Below are 18,847 nucleotides of genomic sequence, written 5' to 3'. Positions count from 1 at the left end.
TCAAAAATTCATTTTTTATGCTTTCTCATAGGCATCATCATGCACACTTGCCACTGCTCTACCTGATGGATCGTTCATGTTTTTGAAAGCTTCATCCCACTCCAAAGCGATTTTTGTACTACAAGCAACACTTGCTTCCTGCGGCACACATAAAGCTGCAGCATCGCTTGGGAAATGTTCAGCAAAAATTGAACGATAATAATATTCTTCTTTAGAAGTTGGCGTTTGTAAAGGGAATTTATATCTCGCATTTGCCAATTGTTCGTCTGAAACTTCTTTAGCTACCACTTCTTTCAAAGTATCAATCCAGCTGTATCCTACTCCATCAGAAAATTGTTCTTTTTGTCTCCATGCTACACTTTCCGGCAGCATGTCTTCAAAAGCTTTACGAACTACCCATTTTTCCATCGGGTGTTCTTTGTTGATCATTTTATCTTGTGGGTTGATGCGCATTGCAACATCCATAAATTCTTTATCTAAAAATGGTACACGACCTTCGATTCCCCAAGCAGCTAAACTTTTGTTAGCTCTCAAACAATCGTACATATGCAATTTTCCTAATTTACGAACGTTTTCTTCGTGGAATTCTCTTGCGTTTGGTGCTTTGTGGAAGTATAAATATCCTCCGAACAACTCATCTGCACCTTCTCCCGAAAGAACCATTTTAATTCCCATTGATTTAATAACTCTTGCCATTAACCACATTGGAGTTGATGCTCTAACAGTAGTTACATCATAAGTTTCAAGGTTATAAATTACATCACGAACAGCATCTAAACCTTCCTGAATTGTGAATTTAATTTCGTGGTGAATCGTTCCGATGTGTTTCGCTACAATTTGAGCTGCTGCTAAATCAGGAGAACCATCTAATCCAACTGAAAAAGAGTGCAATTGTGGGTACCACGCATCAGTAGTATCATCAGATTCAATACGTTTTTGTGCAAATTTTTTGGCTACAGCCGAAGTAATAGACGAATCCAAACCTCCAGAAAGTAAAACTCCATAAGGAACATCACTCATTAATTGTCTGTGAACCGCTGCTTCTAAAGCTTCTTTAATTGCAGGAATGCTTGTTTCGTTGTCTTTTACAGCATCATATTCTGTCCAGTCTCTTTTGTACCATTGTACAAATTCGCCGTCTTTGCTTGTCATATAATGCCCTGGAGGAAACAATTGAATTTTAGTACAATATCCTTCTAAAGCTTTCAATTCAGAAGCCACATAAAAAGTTCCATGTTGGTCCCAACCAATGTACAATGGAATAATTCCCATATGGTCACGAGCAATAAAATACTCGTCTTTCTCAACATCGTAAATTGCAAATCCGAAGATTCCGTTCATTTCATCAATAAAGTGAGGTCCTTTTTCTTTGTAAAGAGCCAGAATAACTTCACAGTCACTTTCCGTTTGAAAGTTATATTTTCCTTCAAATTGTTTACGCAATTCTCTGTGGTTGTATATTTCACCATTTGCAGCCAAAACCAACTTTTTATCTTCTGTAAATAAAGGTTGTTTTCCAGACGCTGGATCAACAATCGCTAAACGCTCATGAGAAAGAATCGCTTTATCATTACTGTAAATCCCGCTCCAGTCTGGTCCGCGGTGACGAATGATTTTAGACATTTCTAATACTTGAGGTCTTAAGGTTTCGGCTTTTTGTTTTAGATCAAAGGCACATACGATTCCGCACATAATTATATATTTTTAATTGTAAATTTTATTTTGATAAGGCAAAGATGCAGTATTGGTTATAATTGAAAAACATAAATATTCATTTCAGTTATAATTTTTAACCATAACATCAATTTTACATATAAAATGTAAAATTTTAACATAAAAAAAAGCCTCGAACTTGAAAATTTCAATTTCAGGGCTTGATCAAGCGTAAATTGCAAGGTTTTGAAGATATTTCTGAAATATAATTTAAGATTAAAAAGAAACGTTAAGGAAAATTCAACGAGAAGAATAAAAGGTCTACAGGAATTATTATTTTAAGAATTTATTTGTCATCCTGAGGAACGAAGGATCACACTAGTAGCTCCGCAAAGTCTATATCAAATCTTTGTCGAGTTTCGTGTGTGATCCTTCGTTCCTCAGGATGACAAGATTGCGTACAAGCGTTAATCAACACTCTCAATAGTATAATGTGTCTTATTAATTTCAAATTGAAACCCAACCTTATTCCCCATTAAATGCGAACCCAAAGGAGATTGTGGAGAAAGTGCAATAACATTAATTCCGTCAATGGAAATTTTAGGAAGGGCGACACTCAAATACAAATGAATCCCATTGGCTTTTACCAAACTTCCTGAAATGATATTTTCTGTTGTTTTTGAAGCATCAATTTTATCTAAAATCGCTTTTTGATTTATAGCTTCTTTTAGTTTATTGGTCAGTTTCTCCTGTTCAATGTGCATCATCGATAAAGCCGTTTCGTGCTTATCGCCGGCAGAACCTTTGGCATCGTTTTTAGAATCTTCGGTCAAAGCCGAAATCATGTCCCTAAAAACATCTATTCGATCCTGAAGCATTTGTAAATAATGAGAATGTATTTTTTGTTTGAAAGTCATTTTTTTTTAAAGGTACTGAGGTTCTAAGTTACAAAGATGAAGGTTTTCTACTGGATGCAAAAAAAGTTAGCCACGAATTCACAAATAAAATTAATTAATGCGTGAATTCGTAGCTAAAAACTTTGCGCCCTTTGCGTAAAAACTTTGCGCCCCTTGCGGTTAAGTTTAAAAATCGAATTTATAATTTCCGCCCACTAATACCTGGAATCCCTGAACCGGGTAATTCAGCCATCTTTCGTAAGCCTGATTTCCTATATTGTTTAGTTTTAAGAAGAAAGTCAAACGCTCGTTGTATTTGTAACCTAAATGAGCATTCGCATCAAAATAGCTTTTTAAAGTTACTGGAACGCCAAGTGTTGCAACATCTAAATTCGTCTGCATGTCTTTACGTTCGCCTACAAAGAAAACATTCAAACCTGCGTACCATTGATCAGTAATAGTAACATCAAGATTGGAACTTAATTTCATTGAAGGTAAATTCCATGCTTCCAGACCATCTTGTTTGTAGCTATTGAAAGTTCCGTTGATTCCGAAAGATACATTTTTAGAGAAATCAGCTTTTAATTCTGCATAAAAACGCAATGTTCTTACATCGTCATACACAACTCCAAACGAATTTCCGAACGCATAATTCTGGTTATCAAAATTCTCTGTATAATCATTGCTTTTAAACAAAGCTTTGTCTTTTTCATTCAAATAAGAACCAGTCAAATTATAATTAATATTGTTTGCCAATTTTCCTTTTAAACCAGCAAAAACATTATACTGATTGCTTGTTGGCCTCATATTTAAAGTTGGAGATAAAAATGGATTTTGTGTTACAAAATCAGCATAAGAATTCTGATTTAAACTACCATTTACTCCTGTATAGAAAATCATTAAATCGCCCACTAATTTATAAGAAGCATTCACTTTCGGATAAATATAAAACTTGTTTCCGCTGTTCTCGGAATCCAATCCATAATACAACCCTGCTCCCAATTCTAATGTCCAGTCGTTTTCATGAACTACAAAACTTGGCTCGATTCCAAAATTAGTCAAACTGTATTTTACAGGTTCTAAATTTGTACGCTCATAATTATTTTCAAAAGATCCGCTTACGTGATCAATGATAACATTGGTATTGATCGACTGATCCATAACATCCACATTGAAAGTTGGTTTCACATAAAAACGGTTTTCTGAAGAAGAAAAGCTATCTGAAAAATGCGTAAATCTTGTATCAATTTTGCTAAAAATCCCTTCGTTGAATTCTATATTTCCTCCTAAAGAAATGGTATTATAAGAATGATTTGGATTAATTCCTCTTATCAAATCTTCCTGTGTTTCCGGAGGCAAAGTCATGCCGAAATCAGTCGGTAAGCCGTACCAATTGTACACTTGATTTTGATATCCTAAATCTACGCCCCAGGATATATCACGATTGTTTACGCCATAGCCCACATTTATACCTGTATCATAAAATTCATCATTCAGATTTACGTCTTTGATCCCGCCTTGCGAAGAATGGTGGCGCAACATTGCTGCTACATAATCATTGTTTCCTAAATCCTGCGTTACGAATAATTCGGCATTTAGCGTTCCATAATTTCCAACTCCCAGAGTGGCATAATTACTAAACAATCTTTCTTTTTTTGATTTATCAACACTCGCAGCATTTCCTTTCGAAGGTGTAAAAGTAGAAGCTACCGGAACAGACAAAATACTATATTTAATAGTTTCTTTTGGCTGATTTCCGCTATCGTCAAGTGAAGGAGTTTCCTTCACTTTAAAAGCGTCTGAAATTGTTGGCGAATAAGGTTTTACCACATTTACAGTTTCTGTTCCGATACTTTCATTTTTCTTTTGCGAAAACGAAAGCTGAACAACAAACAACAGCAGTAAAATGATGATTTTATTTTGGCATTTAATTTTCATACTTTATTTTTTTCAGAGAATTTTAGAGAAAAGAACAAAGAATCAAAGAGAAAAGACTTCCAATCTTTGCTTTACAATCTATTTTCTATTCTCTATTTTCTATTTTCTAATATCTTTCTTCTTGGCTCTTGGCTCTATTTTCTATACTCTACACTCTATCTCTTAACCTAAATTTCCCACTCTCCTTTTGCAACAAACTGCGCTTTTCCTCCAATCTGAACATCAAATTGATTATCATCTAGTTTCCCTTTAAAATAAATCTGCGAAGGACGACCAATATAATCTCCCTGATAATTGATCATTTCAAATTCAGGTTTATGATATTTTAGTAGAAAAGCCTGTAGGCATGTACTTGCACTACCAGTTGCGGCATCTTCGACCAATTGATTATTTTCAACGCATAACATTCGGCTAAACAATTTTGAATCTTCTAAATAATAGAAATACAAGCCTCTGTGCGTTGTTTTGCAATTCCTTTTCAGCCATTGGTCCGTTTTATCTTTATCCAGAACCAAATTTTCCAATGCTCTTTTACTACTTAACCCAACCATTACAAAAGCACTTCCGGTACTCACTTCCTGAATTGGAAATTGATTTTCAAAATCACTGACTTTCAGATTACTGAATAATGTAAAATCTTCTTTCGAGAAAATATCCCAAAATTTAGGCTGAGCTGCTTTTAACCAAATCAAATCTTCTGTTTTATGAATTGCAATTGGCCCAATCGGAACATGTAATTTTATATGCTCAGGCGAATTCTCAAACACTTTATTCATCAAAATCCAGGAAGTTCCAATAATGGGATGACCTGCAAACTGCATTTCGTGCTCTGGCGTAAAAATTTTAATTTCAGCCTTATTGTTTTCTCTATCAAATTTTGTGATAAAAGTGCTTTCCGCAAAATTAATTTCACGGGCAATCTTTTGCATTTCTTCTGAACTTAAATTCCCTGCATCTAAAAAAACTGCCAATTGATTCCCGGCATATTTCTTTTCAGCAAAAACATCAACTATATAAAAAGGTAAACTCATTTCTTTATTTTTTTTAGAGAAAAGATGCAAGATGCAAGACAATAGATTTCTTGCTTCTTTCTTCTTGCTTCTTTTTTCTTTACTTCGATTCTTATTCTCAATTCTTATTTTGTAATAGACGAATTCGTTTTAGATTCTTCTAATTTAATCGCACTTAATTCTTTTTTAGCTTCTTCAACTACATCCGGGAAATCAGTAAAATTGTTGATTACGTTGTCCAGAATATAAGTTGCCTGATAACTGTCTTTCAATCCGTAGAAATTTTTTGCCATTAAAACTAAACTCTTCGCTCCGTAATATTTGTAAGCGGAATAATTCTTAGCCAGTTTTTGAACCGATACATTTGAAGCATCAAATTTTCCTTCTTTGGTTTTAAAATAAGCATCATAATATAAAGCTTCAGCAGCTAATTCTCCTTTTGAAGTCGTTGATAATTTCGCGTAAGCTGTTTTTGCTTTATCTTCATCTCCAGTCTGCATTGCGGCACGCGCTACGATAATTTGGGCATCGGCTTTTACATTCGCATCAGCTTTTGAATTCTGCAATACTTTATCGGCGGCAATTACTGAGTTATCATAATCTTTTTTATCATAATAACATTTCATCAAATTGGCTTGTGCAAAACTTTTGTTTTGTGCGGAATCAGCTTCGTCATCTAAGCGCTTCAAGATCGGAATCGATTTATCACAATCTTTTGCTTTTAAGAAAATCTGAGCTAATTTCATTAAAGATTGCTCTGTAAATTCACTTCTTGGCTGATCAATTACATATTGATAATTCGCAACTGATTTAACTTCTGAACCTTCTGCATAAAGCAATTGTGCTAAATAAAAGTTAGCCTCCAACGTATGTAATCCTGTTGGAAATTTACTTACATAACCTGTAAAACCTGTAATCGCTTGTTTGCTGTTATTCTGGCTGTATTGTTTAAAAGCTGCATCATAAGTATCGTTATCCAGTTCAGCGTCAGTAACTGAAACAAAATCTAGAGTACGTACCCAAGTAGCATATTCATCAACTTTTCCTGAATCTACATAAATCAATCTTGCAGTAGAAACAGCCTCTAAAGCTTCCGGCGTTTTTGGGAATTCTGCTGCCACTTTTTTGAATTTTACCAAAGCCTGTTCGTCACGATCTGAATTGTAATAAATCAAACCTTGTTTTAAAATTGATTTTGAAGTAAACGAACCGTTTTTATATTCTGAAATCAACTGATCGTAAGTTTTAATTGCCAGATCGTTCTTTTTCTCAGCAACATATGTATTTCCTAACTCATACAAAGCGTCATCGCGATACTCCGATTTTTTGTACATCTGAAGGAAGTTATTCAACTCGTCAACTTTTTTGTCATTTTTCGACATGAAACCGTACGAAATTGCTTTTTGAAATTGAGCGTAATCTGCATCAACGCCTTTTGCCGCAATTGCTTTGGTGTATGCTTCATTTGCTGCACTATATTTTGAAGTTACAAATCGGCAATCTCCCAAACGCAAATATGAATCGTTTAAACGAACTTTATCTCCCGGAGCACTATCGATTTGAGCCTGAAATGAATTCGCAGCCTGATCGTATTCCTTCAATTTAAAATAGGTGTATCCAATATTATAATTAACATTTTTATATTCTTCTGTTGATTTCGCTGCCGCCTGACCTGCAAATTGTTTATAGCTCAATAATGCATTCTGAAAATCATCTGCAAGATATTCTGTTTCAGCCTTCCAAAAAGTAGCACGTGCTGTAAACTCGGGAGTTTTTTGTTCACTGATGGCACTTTTAAACATTTTTCCAGCTTCAGTATAATTCGATTCGTTATACAATTCCAAACCTCTGTAAAAAAGTACTTTTTGGTATGCCGCTTTATTTTCAGCCGATCTGTTTTTCTCTAATAAAACCAAAGCTTCTTTGTAATTTTTAGAAGAAATATAAGAGTCAACCAATAATTTTTCTACTTCAGCTTTACTTGAATTGTTTGGATATTTTTTTAAGAAATCAAGCAAAATTCCTGGAACGGTTTGGTATGCATTTCCAATTTCATAACTCAGTTTGGCATAATTCAACGCTGCATCTTCCTGAATTTGCGCATTAAACTCCATTTCAGAAGCATTTTTAAATGCATTTAAAGCCTCTTGTTTTTTGCCTGTATTCAGGTAACTTAAACCTAAATGATAATACGCATTTTGAGCTACAAAATCTTTTCCTTCGATGATTTTGTTGAATTGAGAAATTGCTTTTTCATATTCTTTCTGCTCATAATAAGCGTAACCTAATTGATAGAAATCCGTATTATTCCATTTTCCTTTTTTACCTGCGTATTGCTCTAAAAACGGAATCGCTTTACCGTATTGTTTTAAATTGAAATAACTTTCTCCGATAATTTTATTCAGTTCCGATTTTTCTAATTCATTTGATTTCGCCATTGCTTTCTGGCCTAAATCAATTGCTTTTTGGAAATTTCCAAGCTTGAAATTCATGTCGGCCTGATAGTACGAAAGCTTTTCTTTGTATTTTTCTTCGCCAGAAACTTCATCAAAATATTTGGTTGCTTCTTTATAATCGTCACCTTCATAAGCCATAAATCCTAAGTAATATTTGGCTTGAGAACCAAATTCAGGAGAGTTTACCACTTTATTAAAGTAAGTCGTAGCTTCTTTTTTCTTTTTGGCATTGAAATAACTGTATCCTTTCTGAAAATTAAATTTATCAGAATCAGCTTTGCTCATGTAACTTTCATCTACTTTATCAAACCATTGCAACGCTTTTGGATAATTTCCCTGTTCAAAGAAAAACTGCGCAACTTCGATATAAGCCTGATTTTGTTTAGTACTTGTTGGATAATCGCTGACAAATTTTTCCATCAGTGCATCCGCATTGGGCTGATTGGTTCTGATGGCACAATTGGCGATGTAATAAGCACAATCTGATTTTACTTCTTCAGTTTGTGCATTATTTTTTACATATTCAAAAATATGTTGTGCCGAAGCGTATTGTTTGTCATTATATAAAGCCAGTGCTTTGTCAAAATCCTTTAAATCGTAAGTATAAATAGCTGATTTTTGTGCCGAAACTGTGGTCGAAATGAGGATTATTTGGAGTAAAAAGAACCAGAAAAGTTTACGCATTGTAATTATATTTAGTATTCAAATGTATCATTTTATACCGTCTATAACGAAACGTTTCGCGCATTTATTATGAACAAAAAATATAACATATGTTATTTCATAGCTTCTGTGCAGGGATTTTTCCACCATATAAGTCATATAAGTAATTATAAGCTAGCCGTTTTTAGCAACTTAATTAATCCTAAACGTCAAAGAAGTTTTTCAAAATAAAACCCTTACCACAATTTTCTAAAATGGCCCTATATGACTTATATGGTGAAATTTTTCATTTCAATATTTTATCAGAAATGATTGAAATTTATTTTGAATCCAACCGTTAACTTCTTACTTTTACCAATCAAATCAATTTTATTATGTCACAAATCGTACTGTCTCTTAAAGAAGTCACTATATATCAGGAAGGAAGAAAAATTTTATCTCATATTAATTTAGATGTTCAACACGGTGAATTCATCTACATTATCGGAAAAACTGGTTCCGGAAAAAGTAGTTTCATGAAAACTTTGTATGGAGATTTACCTTTAAGTGAAGGTGAAGGTCATATAGTTGAATTTGATTTGGCAACTTTAAAAGAAAGCGAAATCCCTTATTTGAGACGTAAAATCGGAATCGTATTTCAGGATTTCAAACTGCTTCCGGATCGTTCTGTAAAAGACAATATGCTTTTTGTTTTGAAAGCAACAGGCTGGACTGAAAAAGAAGCAATGGAGCACAAAATCGATGAAGTTCTGGACAAAGTAGGGATGAAAGATTTTGTAAGCAAAATGCCTCACCAACTTTCTGGAGGTGAACAACAACGTGTGGCTATTGCCAGAGCTTTATTAAATGATCCTGAATTTATTTTAGCCGATGAGCCAACCGGAAATCTTGATCCACAAACAAGTTCTGAGGTTCTTGAAGTATTGAAAAAGATCAACGCTAACGGAAAAACGGTTATCATGGCAACGCATGATTATGCTTTGTTGATGAAATTCCCATCTAAAACTTTGAAGTGCGAAGATGAAAGAATCTTCGAAGTGGTGCAACGCTCTGTGTAATGCTTTCCATCTTAATTCCGGTTTATAATTATACTGTTTTATCACTTGTAAACGAGTTAGTAAAACAATGCAATAAACGTGGAATTACTTTTGAAATTCTTTGTCAGGATGACGCATCCCATTCACAAGAAAACATTCTAAATCAAGAAGTTAATCTACTTCCAAATTGTTCGTTTTTTATAAATGAAGTCAATTTAGGAAGAGGAACAAACATCAATTCTTTAGCTCAAAAAGCGAAATATGATTTGTTGCTGATATTGGATTGCGATACTTTTCCGGCTGATGATAATTTCATTCAAAAATACAGCGATGCTATTTCAGACTCATCAAAAAATATCATTTTCGGTGGAATTATTTATGAAGATAAAAAACATGAAAAAGAACAGCTTTTAAGATGGATTTACGGGCAAAAAAGAGAAACTAAATCCTTTTTATCCTCGAATTTATGGATCAAAAAAGAAATTTTTCTGCAATATCCTTTTGATGAAACCATCACAAAATATGGTTATGAAGATTTGTGTTTTTTCTCTGTTTTGAAGAAAAATCATTTTGAAATTTCTCGTATTGAAAATCCAACTTTTCATTTGAATTTAGAGACTTCAAAAGTGTTTTTAAACAAAACTAAAATTGCTCTAGAGAATCTGTTTTTTCTTTATAATTCAAAGAAAATTTCTTCAGAAGACAGTAAAATCATTAAAGCATTTGAATTGCTGAAAAAACTAAAATTAACTCAGTTTTCAGCCTTACTTTTCAAAAAAAATCAAAATAAAATCGAGAAGAATTTACTTTCTCAAAATCCATCTTTGTTTTTATTTGATCTTTATAAGTTGGGATATTTTTGCGCTTTAAATCATAATGCTCCAGCGGAGCAAAATATTTATAGCTAATCAACAACGGTTATAAAAGAAAGCTCCAGAGGAGCGATATCCACATCATGTATAATTTAAACATACCACCCCGATGGGGTTCTCGTGATATTTAATTGTACTTTTCTATAAACATTACGTCCCGATGGGACTTAATATCTTATAAATTTTCCAAAAACTCCCTCCATTGCTCCATTATTTTTTTGACTGAATATTCTTTTGAAGTTTCTTTGGCATCCAAACCAAATTTCAATCTTACTTCTTCATTTTCAATTAAGAAAGAAAGTTTCTCAACATACATTTCAATATTATTATCAGGAATTAGAAATCCATTTTCAGCATTTGTAATTATTGCTCTTGGTCCAGTTGGACAATCGTAAGCCATACAAGGCAATCCTGAAGCCATTGCTTCTAATAAAACCATCGGAAAACCTTCTGTTCTGGAAGTCATTACACAAATAGAAGTTTTCAGGTATTTTTTCTGAATGTTTTTGACAAAATGCAAATAATTGATTCCAGATTCTATCTCCAATTTTAGTGCTTCTTCTTCTAAAGAATCAACGTCATCGGTGTAAATATCTAAAGTCCAATCCGGGTATTTTTCTCCGATTTCTTTCCAAATCAACAATAATCGATCTAAACCTTTTTCATAAGAATTCCGGGCAATTGCGATTACTTTTTTGTTTTTTAAATCGGCAGTTTTTTTACTTTTTATCCAGGAAGGATTCGGAATCACAACGCCGTTTTCAATATTCCATTCTTTTAAACTTTCATCTGAAAGAGCCACTATTTTTGTGAATTTTTGAGCACTAAAATCTTTGAATCGATATTTTAATTTCTGAATTGATTTGGAGATAAAATTCGTATTTTGATCTTGTTCTTCAATAAATTTAGAACCATGACATTCGAATATAATTGGAGTTTTCGTTTTGACAATAAAAGGAAAAACAAATGCTTTCAAACCGTTATCAGCAACCAAAATAATATCAGGTTTTATTTCCTTAATCTTTTGATTAATTTGTTTTTGAAAAGAATTGAAAAACTTAAAAATATTGCCTTTCAAAATCATATTATGAAAGATAACATCGTAATCAAAATCATAAAAGGGTTGAATATCCTCTTCATTTTGAGATAAAATATGAACTTCATAACCAAAATGCTCCACAAAATAATTGGCTTTAATAGCAATAACTCTCGCAACTCCGCCAGCAGATTTTATTTTTGGAACAATATAAAGCAGTCTCATTTTTTAGATTTCAAAAAAACATCATAATCCCGAATATAATCGGATTCTTCAAAAACACCAGAAGCCAAAACCAGACAAACTGCACCGGAAGAAAAGTTTTCCAGTTCTCTCCAAATTCCCCTTGGAAGATGTAAACCAATATTAGGCTTGTTCAGCAAATAACTTTTTTTATTGGTTCCGTCGTTTAACGTTACTTCAAAACTTCCGCTTAGAGCGATTAAAACTTCGTGCTGTTCTATGTGCGAATGTCCGCCACGAAAAGCACTGCTCGGCACATCAAAAAGATAGTAAACCCTTTTGAATTCAAATGGTAAAATATCATTTTGAATAAAAGCTAAATTGCCGCTTAGGTCCTCAACTACTGGAATTTTTATTAATGCTATGTCCTGAATTGTTGTCATACTTTAATTGGCTTTGAGTAAATGTAACCATTCTTGTCCAATTTTTTCAAGTAAAAAAGGCTGAGTACTTTTGAATGCATTTTCTTTGCAATGTTGATACAAAATTTTATCTGAAACCAATAAATTCATTGCTTCTGCTAGTTTTTCCCAATTCTGATTTTCAACTAAAATTCCGTTTTCTAAATTTGTAATCATGTCTCTTGGTCCGAAATCACAATCGAAAGAGATAACCGGGGTTTTACAGGCCAACGATTCTAAAATAACATTAGGAAATCCCTCATTTTGACTGCATAAAACTAAAAATTTAGCTTTAACAATAAATTGAAAAGGATTGGTTTGATATCCTACAAAATGAACAAATTTCTCAACATCATTCTCAAAAGCTGTTTTTCTGAGTTTTTTGCCATTTCCATCTCCAACAATAATCAGATGAATTTGTTTTTGAGGTAAAACAGATTTTGCATAGTTTGAAATCAGTTGATCAAACTGTTTTATCTCGTTTTCATATTGCCCAACCGCTACAATAAAATCGAATCCAATTTTGAGATTTTCTTTTTGCTTTTCAAGAATTTCCTCTAAATAAACCGGATTATGAATTGTGACTACATTTTGCAATTGATGTTTATTTTCAATCAATGTTTTCATTTCATCAGTAATTGCAACGTTGGCATAACAATGATTGTACATCAATCTCGTTAACCACGAATTATTAGGCATATAATGATCGATCAAAAAACTATGAACGGTAAAAATGGTCTTGGTATTGTAAATAAACCTTGCTAAAATAAGTTCCTGAATAATTTTAGTTCGAAAGCGAAAATCAATAATAAAATCAAATTTATTTTCGTTCAAATATCTTTGCAAAGCCCATAATCTTTTTGCTTTATTGAAGAATCCGTTGTTTTTGTTTTTGAGTAATCCCAGATTAACCAATTTTCCTGAATAAGGAAAACTAACTTCATCCAAAACAATAATAATATCCACTTCAAAACCTTGTCTTTCAAAAAAAATAGACATATTTGCCATCACTTTATCGCTTCCACCTCCGCTTAAGCGATAGCCAATTAAAGCAATTTTCTTTTTTTTGTGAGACATTATCATCCGTGATTTCTTATTTTCGTATCAAATATATAACTCTTTAAAAACAATATGCAAGATAAATCATTAGTGACCATTATTTGCTTGTGTTACAACCAGGAAAAGTATGTTGTAGAGAGTTTATTTTCAGCAATACATCAAGATTATCCTTTTGTTGAAGTGATTGTTGTGGATGATTTTAGTACCGATAATTCACGAGAAGTAATTCAAAAATGGCTTGTTGCTTATCCTGAAATTCAATTTATCGCCAATGAAACCAATTTAGGAAGCACAAAATCCTTCAATAAAGCATTAAAATTAGCCAAAGGTGATTTTATAATTGATCTGGCCTGCGATGATATTTTACTGCCCAATTGCGTTTCCTTACAACTAAAAACTTTTCAGGAAAGTCCATTTAAAAATCTTGGGATTGTATATGGAAATGCCGAATTAATTAATGATAAAGACGAGTTCTATTTTTATTATTTCCCCGTTGATTTCGATAAAAAAACAATCGAAAAAAGAGCAACCGGAGATATTTATTTGAGTGTTATTTCTGGTGGAAATAGTATTTGTTCTGTTTCATCCATGGTCAAAAAATCTGTTTTTGACGCTTTGAATGGTTATGACGAGAATCTGGCTTATGAAGATTTGGATCTTTGGATTCGGGCTTCTCGTATTTATGAATTTGATTATATTGATGAAATTTTAATTAAAAAAAGAATTTCGACTACTTCATTTGGAACTCATTTTTTTATTAAAAATGATAACCGATCTAAGAAAATAAATTATTCAACTTATTTAATAATTCAGAAAGCGATTGTTTTAAATCGATCAAAAACCGAACATAAAGCCATTTTGAAACGAATGCATTTTGAAATGATTTTGTCTTTTAAAACGGCTGATTATTTATTGTTTTTGAAATATATTTTATTGGAAGTAAAACAAAGATTTAGAATAATTTTCGCATAACGCAAAGATAATTGCCATCAAAATGAGAAAGCTCCAGCGGAGCAAAATGTTTATAGAAAATTATTTGATACCGATTTAAAGCTCCAGCGGAGCGACATCTTTACTATGTATAAATTTAACATGTCACCCCGATGGGGTTTTGGAAAATATGAAATTATGTTTCTATAAACATGACGTCCCGATGGGACTTCTATTTTAATATCAATCTTAAATCAAATCGTCAAAAAATCATTCAATTGCTCTTTCTCGCCTTCCCAATCTCTTGAAATATTATTCCTAATCAATTTTGCCGGAACTCCTCCTATCAAAATATTTTCTCCTAAATTTTTATAATCTTTGGTGCACAAACTATTAGACGCAATGGTACAGAAATTGGGTGTTTGCGTTCCTTTCATAATCGAAACTCTGTTACTTACAAAGTTATAATTTCCAATAAAAATGGGAGCTGTTTTTTGCAGTTTTTCACCTGTTTGCGTATCAATTAAATCATGGAAATTAGTATCGATAATTTGAGCTTCAGAACCAAATCTTGCATAATCTCCGAGAATAATTTTTTCGGTACAAATTATTTTTCCGTCTGATGCCATTGAAGCCATATTTCCTAGTTCGCAAGTTGCATTTTCTCCCACAAAAACAAAACAATCTTTACCAAATTGAAACCTGCCTTTGAATGTCAATTTTCCTAAAATAAAAACTTCAGCTATACCTTTGTGAGCCGAATCCAGTTCATAAGGCTGGCCACAACCAATCATTCCTTTGTGGATATTTCCTTCAATCTGGATTTCTCCTTTTATTGAAGTGAATTTTACTTTCCCATAAAAGAAAACCGGAAGCTTTTTAGCCGTTTCAAAAGGGAATTTCTTAAAATTAAAATACAGCGTTTTGATCCAGTTTACTTTGCAGTAAAACTTGAATTTATGATAAATAGAGCGACATTTTCTATAACCGTTCTGAATCATTTTTATCTTTTTTTCGCTGAACAAATGACGTAAATATTTCGCTTACATTCATCTTTTTATTCAATTGATAAAAACTAAAAGCAAACGAAATCAAAATCATTAAAGTCATTAAACTGTATTTTAAAACTGGAATTTCAATATATCGAAGCAAAAATGTACTTACACAGAGCACAAAACAAACGAAATAGATTTTATAAAAATCGGGATTAAAATAGAAATCATATCGGTTTTTGGTAATGATTTTCAATCCAATAAAGTGGAAGAAAAAATATACGCAAAAGCTAAAACCCAAACCTTCTAATCCGTAAAAATAATACCCCACAACATTCATTATTAAAGACAAAATATTAAAACCAATAGCAGTCTTAATAAACATTATCGAATCTCCTTTTGCAATCAAAATAAAACCCATCGCCCACGAAACCGCTCGAAACAACATTCCAATTATTCCAAAACAAACCATCGGAATAATAGCATTGAAATTAGCTGTATAAATGATTGGAATTATAACCGAAATGAAGGTCAAAAACAGAACAATAATCGGCGTTATAATGATTATGGAAATAAAAGCTTGCTGAATAACACTTTCTCTAACTTTTGAATTATCAGTATTGATAGAAGATAATTTTGGAAAATAATCGGTACTCATTACGGTAAAAATTATTCCGACGTAAGAATTAAGCAACGTAAAACCGGCATTATAAAATCCGACTTGTTCTAAACCTCCGTTTTTTCCGATGTAAATCTGAACCAAATACGTTGATAAAAGTGTCAAAACACTACTTATCGTCAGCATAAAACCCAATTTCACAATTGATTTCCCTTCTAATAGAAGCACCGAATTAGGAACTTTTTCTTTTTCAGTTTTGATTTTATTCGAATAATAAAAAGAGAAAATAAAAGCTGATAAAGAAGCGACAATTATGGTTGGAATTATAGCATCAATTCCTAAAAAATAATACAGCGGAATCGAAAAAAGCAACCCAAATAAATTGCCATATAAATTGGCCTTAGCCAGTAATTTCATTTGTCTTAAACCTTGCAAAATGGCTAATTGTCCGGATGATAATTGTTTAAACAAAACCGTTATTGCAATAAATATAAAGGAATAAGTCTGACTTGAATCTCCAAAAGTAATGATGCTCAATACTTTTGAAAAAAGAATCGTCAGCAACATTCCGAAAATACCTGTAAAAAAAACAATCTTTTTTACAATTTTAATGGTCTTTGAAACGGTCTTTAAATCATCATTCTTATAATCTTCTGAAATATTTTTTACAGCGCTGGTTTCGATTCCAAAGCCTGAAATGCTGCTTATCACTCCCAAAGTTGAATTCAGCAAAGCAATAATTCCCATTCCTGCCGGACCGATAAAAACCGCTATTAATTTGGTTCTGACAATCGAAATCAAAATATTAAAAAACTGAACGCCTCCAAAAAGTGAAGTCGTTTTTAGAATTTGCTGATATGAAGATTTGCTATCGGACACGAACTAATATTGATTTAAAATTTCAATAATAAAATCGACTTCAGCCTCCGTTAGAACCGGACTCATTGGCAAACTCAAAACTTCGTTGTGGATTTTCTCTGTAATTGGAAATGACAAATTATTCCATCCCGAAGTCTCGGGAGAAAATGCCTTTTGTTTGTGTGGCGGAATCGGATAATGAATTACAGTCTGAATATTGTTTTGCGTTAAATATTCCTGTAAAGTCTCTCTATTTTCAGTTCTAATTACGAATAAATGAAACACATGATTATTCGAAAAATCCCAAAACGGCAATATTATTTTATCATTTTTAATTTCAGCTAAATAACGTTTTGCAATCACGCGACGTTTATCATTGTCAGTATTTAAATTCGGTAATTTCAAATTTAAAAAAGAAGCCTGAAGTTCATCTAATCTGGAGTTTACACCAATATATTCATTGTAATATTTTTGATCAGAACCATAATTGCGAAGCGCAAAAAGTGCTTTTGCTAATTCCGAATCGTTTGTGGTTATCGCACCACCGTCGCCCAAACATCCCAGATTTTTTCCTGGATAAAAGCTATGGGCAATCGCTCGCAAAGGCTCTTCGAATTCGCTCAGAGTGACATTCGTAGTGTTTGGAATTTGGAATTTAAAATTATTGGAATTTTCAAAAGCTCCATGAGATTGAGCAGCATCTTCAACAACAATTAAATTATTTTGGATTGCGACTTTATTGATCTTCTGCATTTCAGCCAATTGTCCGTATAAGTGAACAGTCAAAATAGCTTTTGTTTTTGAGGTGATTTTCTCCTGAATCAAATCAGGATTGATGTTGTAGGTTTCTAATTTTGGCTCAACTAAAACCGGAACTAAATCTGCTTGTAAAATGGCCAATATGCTGGCAATATAAGTGTTTGCCGGAACGATAACTTCATCGCCTTTCTGTAGTTTTCCTAACTGAATATAACCTTTAAAGATCAAAACCAAAGCATCAAAACCATTTCCTACTCCAATGCAATATTTCGTTTGGTTATATTCGGCGAAAGCCTTTTCAAATGTCTCCAGTTCTTTCCCTAAAATATACCAGCCGTTGTTTAAAACCGTTTTCAATTTTTCCTGAAAAGCAGTTTCATACGGTTCGTTTATTTTTTTTAGATCCAGAAATGGTATCATTTGATATCGATTTTATAAAAATCCTGATTGTAAACAGAACATCCTAATTCTTCTTTTTGCTGCAAAAGACCTGAATGATAACCACTTTCATTTTCTTCATTTACAATTCCCATATCAAAAAACTTTTTGCCTTTGCGTTTGTATTTATGAAGCAAATTAATAAATAAAAAGTCCAAAGCTCTTACTTGTTCGCCTTTTTCTGATGTGGCACCGTATTGTGATTTAACCACATTTTCAGTCTCAAAAATAGTTATTCCGGCGATAATTTCATCGTTTTGATAAACGGAATACTGTCTGATATTTTCTGGGAATTTCTGCTTTAATAAAGCCATTTCTTCTTTTGCGTGAACTGGTTTTACGTTGAATTTTTCCAACAACCGAGGCTCTAAAATAAAATTCCAAAAAGGCTGAAAATCCTTTTCTTCAATAATATCCAAATCAAGATTTTCAATTCTTCTAAAATGTTTCATTTTACTTTTCGAAACATGTAAAGGCAGTTGTAGATTAACCGCCAAATTCATTTCTTTTCGTTCTGGCAAAGCGCCTCTTTGAAATAAAAAGAAATCCATCTCCTGATTTCCTTTCGGGAAATAAAAACTTGGAATGGGTTTATAATGAAACGCTTCAACTGCATTTTCTTTAAAAAAAGATAAAATTTCGTCTAAAATTAATTCTACTTTTTCTGTTTTTAATTTAGAAGAAAATATCAAACCTCCATAAGTTAAGCCTTGATGAGAATAAACCGAATTTTCCTTTCTATTGGCTGGCAAAACTGCTCTCAGTTTTTCATCTTCAAAAACCAAAAGCGAAAAATCTTCAAAACGATCCCTATGGTATTCCATAAAATCGCGATGAAACAAAAACGTAGCATTTTTGGCCAGAGCAACAAAATTGTTCCAGATAGTGAAATCGTTTTGATCGTATTTTTTTATGGTATAGTGTTTCATTTTTTCTTGCCACAGATTAAAAAGATTAAAAGATTTGAAAAGTTAGATTGAATAAAAA

At 32.6% G+C, this 18,847-nt stretch carries 15 protein-coding genes; 3 read left to right on the top strand and 12 right to left on the bottom strand.

The window, feature by feature from the left end; genetic code table 11:
* Positions 1–15 precede the first annotated feature (15 nt).
* The 5 genes from asnB to AC6CH4_RS13990 all read right to left on the bottom strand — a co-directional run bounded on the left by asnB (position 16) and on the right by AC6CH4_RS13990 (position 8,637).
* Positions 16–1,692, bottom strand: a complete 1,677-nt coding sequence (gene asnB / locus AC6CH4_RS14010) for an asparagine synthase B (RefSeq protein ID WP_498103904.1) — start codon at positions 1,690–1,692, stop codon at positions 16–18.
* Positions 1,693–2,120: 428 nt separating this feature from the next.
* Positions 2,121–2,570, bottom strand: a complete 450-nt coding sequence (locus tag AC6CH4_RS14005; protein ID WP_498103902.1) for a hypothetical protein — start codon at positions 2,568–2,570, stop codon at positions 2,121–2,123.
* A gap of 165 nt (positions 2,571–2,735) precedes the next feature.
* The gene (locus tag AC6CH4_RS14000) at positions 2,736–4,487 is read right to left on the bottom strand and encodes a TonB-dependent receptor (protein ID WP_498103900.1); all 1,752 of its coding nucleotides are present in this window, start codon (positions 4,485–4,487) and stop codon (positions 2,736–2,738) included.
* Between the two features lie 167 nt (positions 4,488–4,654).
* The gene (locus tag AC6CH4_RS13995) at positions 4,655–5,518 is read right to left on the bottom strand and encodes a PhzF family phenazine biosynthesis protein (protein ID WP_498103898.1); all 864 of its coding nucleotides are present in this window, start codon (positions 5,516–5,518) and stop codon (positions 4,655–4,657) included.
* 104 nt (positions 5,519–5,622) lie between these two features.
* Positions 5,623–8,637: a tetratricopeptide repeat protein gene (locus tag AC6CH4_RS13990; RefSeq protein ID WP_498103896.1), complete on the bottom strand. Its 3,015-nt coding sequence runs from the start codon at positions 8,635–8,637 to the stop codon at positions 5,623–5,625.
* Between the two features lie 353 nt (positions 8,638–8,990).
* Between AC6CH4_RS13990 and AC6CH4_RS13985 the strand changes: the two genes are divergently transcribed.
* Together AC6CH4_RS13985 and AC6CH4_RS13980 are read left to right on the top strand one after the other, a co-directional pair.
* On the top strand, positions 8,991–9,674 hold the full coding sequence (locus AC6CH4_RS13985) for a cell division ATP-binding protein FtsE (protein WP_192185456.1): 684 nt from the start codon (positions 8,991–8,993) through the stop codon (positions 9,672–9,674).
* Positions 9,674–10,561 carry a glycosyltransferase family 2 protein gene (locus AC6CH4_RS13980; RefSeq protein WP_498103894.1) on the top strand — a complete coding sequence of 296 codons (888 nt, stop codon included), beginning with the start codon at positions 9,674–9,676 and terminating at the stop codon, positions 10,559–10,561. The genes AC6CH4_RS13985 and AC6CH4_RS13980 overlap by 1 nt, the downstream gene beginning before the upstream one ends.
* A gap of 139 nt (positions 10,562–10,700) precedes the next feature.
* Here AC6CH4_RS13980 and AC6CH4_RS13975 read toward each other — a convergent pair whose 3' ends face one another.
* From AC6CH4_RS13975 to AC6CH4_RS13965, 3 genes are read right to left on the bottom strand one after another with little or no spacing between them, the layout of a single operon-like run.
* Positions 10,701–11,786 (bottom strand): glycosyltransferase family 4 protein, encoded by a 1,086-nt coding sequence (locus AC6CH4_RS13975; protein ID WP_498103892.1) that lies wholly within the window; start codon positions 11,784–11,786, stop codon positions 10,701–10,703.
* Positions 11,783–12,187, bottom strand: coding sequence for a sugar 3,4-ketoisomerase (locus AC6CH4_RS13970; RefSeq protein WP_498103890.1), 405 nt, complete (start codon positions 12,185–12,187; stop codon positions 11,783–11,785). The genes AC6CH4_RS13975 and AC6CH4_RS13970 overlap by 4 nt, the downstream gene beginning before the upstream one ends.
* 3 nt (positions 12,188–12,190) lie before the next feature.
* The gene (locus AC6CH4_RS13965) at positions 12,191–13,282 is read right to left on the bottom strand and encodes a glycosyltransferase (RefSeq protein WP_498103888.1); all 1,092 of its coding nucleotides are present in this window, start codon (positions 13,280–13,282) and stop codon (positions 12,191–12,193) included.
* 54 nt (positions 13,283–13,336) lie between these two features.
* Here AC6CH4_RS13965 and AC6CH4_RS13960 point away from each other — a divergent pair, with 54 nt between their 5' ends.
* Positions 13,337–14,236 carry a glycosyltransferase gene (locus AC6CH4_RS13960; RefSeq protein ID WP_498103886.1) on the top strand — a complete coding sequence of 300 codons (900 nt, stop codon included), beginning with the start codon at positions 13,337–13,339 and terminating at the stop codon, positions 14,234–14,236.
* Between the two features lie 212 nt (positions 14,237–14,448).
* On the opposite strand, the gene AC6CH4_RS13955 is transcribed toward AC6CH4_RS13960, so the two are convergent.
* The 4 genes from AC6CH4_RS13955 to AC6CH4_RS13940 are packed head-to-tail and all read right to left on the bottom strand — an operon-like array spanning position 14,449 to position 18,789.
* Positions 14,449–15,195, bottom strand: a complete 747-nt coding sequence (locus AC6CH4_RS13955) for an acyltransferase (RefSeq protein WP_498103884.1) — start codon at positions 15,193–15,195, stop codon at positions 14,449–14,451.
* Positions 15,176–16,684: an O-antigen translocase gene (locus tag AC6CH4_RS13950; RefSeq protein WP_498103882.1), complete on the bottom strand. Its 1,509-nt coding sequence runs from the start codon at positions 16,682–16,684 to the stop codon at positions 15,176–15,178. The genes AC6CH4_RS13955 and AC6CH4_RS13950 overlap by 20 nt, the downstream gene beginning before the upstream one ends.
* A gap of 3 nt (positions 16,685–16,687) precedes the next feature.
* A complete protein-coding gene (locus AC6CH4_RS13945) occupies positions 16,688–17,842 on the bottom strand; it encodes a DegT/DnrJ/EryC1/StrS family aminotransferase (RefSeq protein WP_498103880.1) in 1,155 nt (384 codons plus the stop codon).
* A complete protein-coding gene (locus tag AC6CH4_RS13940; RefSeq protein WP_498103878.1) occupies positions 17,839–18,789 on the bottom strand; it encodes a GNAT family N-acetyltransferase in 951 nt (316 codons plus the stop codon). The genes AC6CH4_RS13945 and AC6CH4_RS13940 overlap by 4 nt, the downstream gene beginning before the upstream one ends.
* Between the last annotated feature and the right edge of the window lie 58 nt (positions 18,790–18,847).

The organism is Flavobacterium sp. GQ95, assembly GCF_059758655.1.
This window is presented reverse-complemented; position numbering and strand designations above follow the sequence as displayed.

Coding starts and splice junctions, on each gene's coding strand:
- AC6CH4_RS13975 (WP_498103892.1), bottom strand. CDS start 11,786: ATGAGACTGCTTTATATTGTTCCAAAAATAAAATCTGCTGGCGGAGTT.
- AC6CH4_RS13990 (WP_498103896.1), bottom strand. CDS start 8,637: ATGCGTAAACTTTTCTGGTTCTTTTTACTCCAAATAATCCTCATTTCG.
- AC6CH4_RS13985 (WP_192185456.1), top strand. CDS start 8,991: ATGTCACAAATCGTACTGTCTCTTAAAGAAGTCACTATATATCAGGAA.
- asnB (WP_498103904.1), bottom strand. CDS start 1,692: ATGTGCGGAATCGTATGTGCCTTTGATCTAAAACAAAAAGCCGAAACC.
- AC6CH4_RS13970 (WP_498103890.1), bottom strand. CDS start 12,187: ATGACAACAATTCAGGACATAGCATTAATAAAAATTCCAGTAGTTGAG.
- AC6CH4_RS13960 (WP_498103886.1), top strand. CDS start 13,337: ATGCAAGATAAATCATTAGTGACCATTATTTGCTTGTGTTACAACCAG.
- AC6CH4_RS13965 (WP_498103888.1), bottom strand. CDS start 13,282: ATGTCTCACAAAAAAAAGAAAATTGCTTTAATTGGCTATCGCTTAAGC.
- AC6CH4_RS14005 (WP_498103902.1), bottom strand. CDS start 2,570: ATGACTTTCAAACAAAAAATACATTCTCATTATTTACAAATGCTTCAG.
- AC6CH4_RS13995 (WP_498103898.1), bottom strand. CDS start 5,518: ATGAGTTTACCTTTTTATATAGTTGATGTTTTTGCTGAAAAGAAATAT.
- AC6CH4_RS13955 (WP_498103884.1), bottom strand. CDS start 15,195: ATGATTCAGAACGGTTATAGAAAATGTCGCTCTATTTATCATAAATTC.
- AC6CH4_RS13940 (WP_498103878.1), bottom strand. CDS start 18,789: ATGAAACACTATACCATAAAAAAATACGATCAAAACGATTTCACTATC.
- AC6CH4_RS13945 (WP_498103880.1), bottom strand. CDS start 17,842: ATGATACCATTTCTGGATCTAAAAAAAATAAACGAACCGTATGAAACT.
- AC6CH4_RS14000 (WP_498103900.1), bottom strand. CDS start 4,487: ATGAAAATTAAATGCCAAAATAAAATCATCATTTTACTGCTGTTGTTT.
- AC6CH4_RS13980 (WP_498103894.1), top strand. CDS start 9,674: ATGCTTTCCATCTTAATTCCGGTTTATAATTATACTGTTTTATCACTT.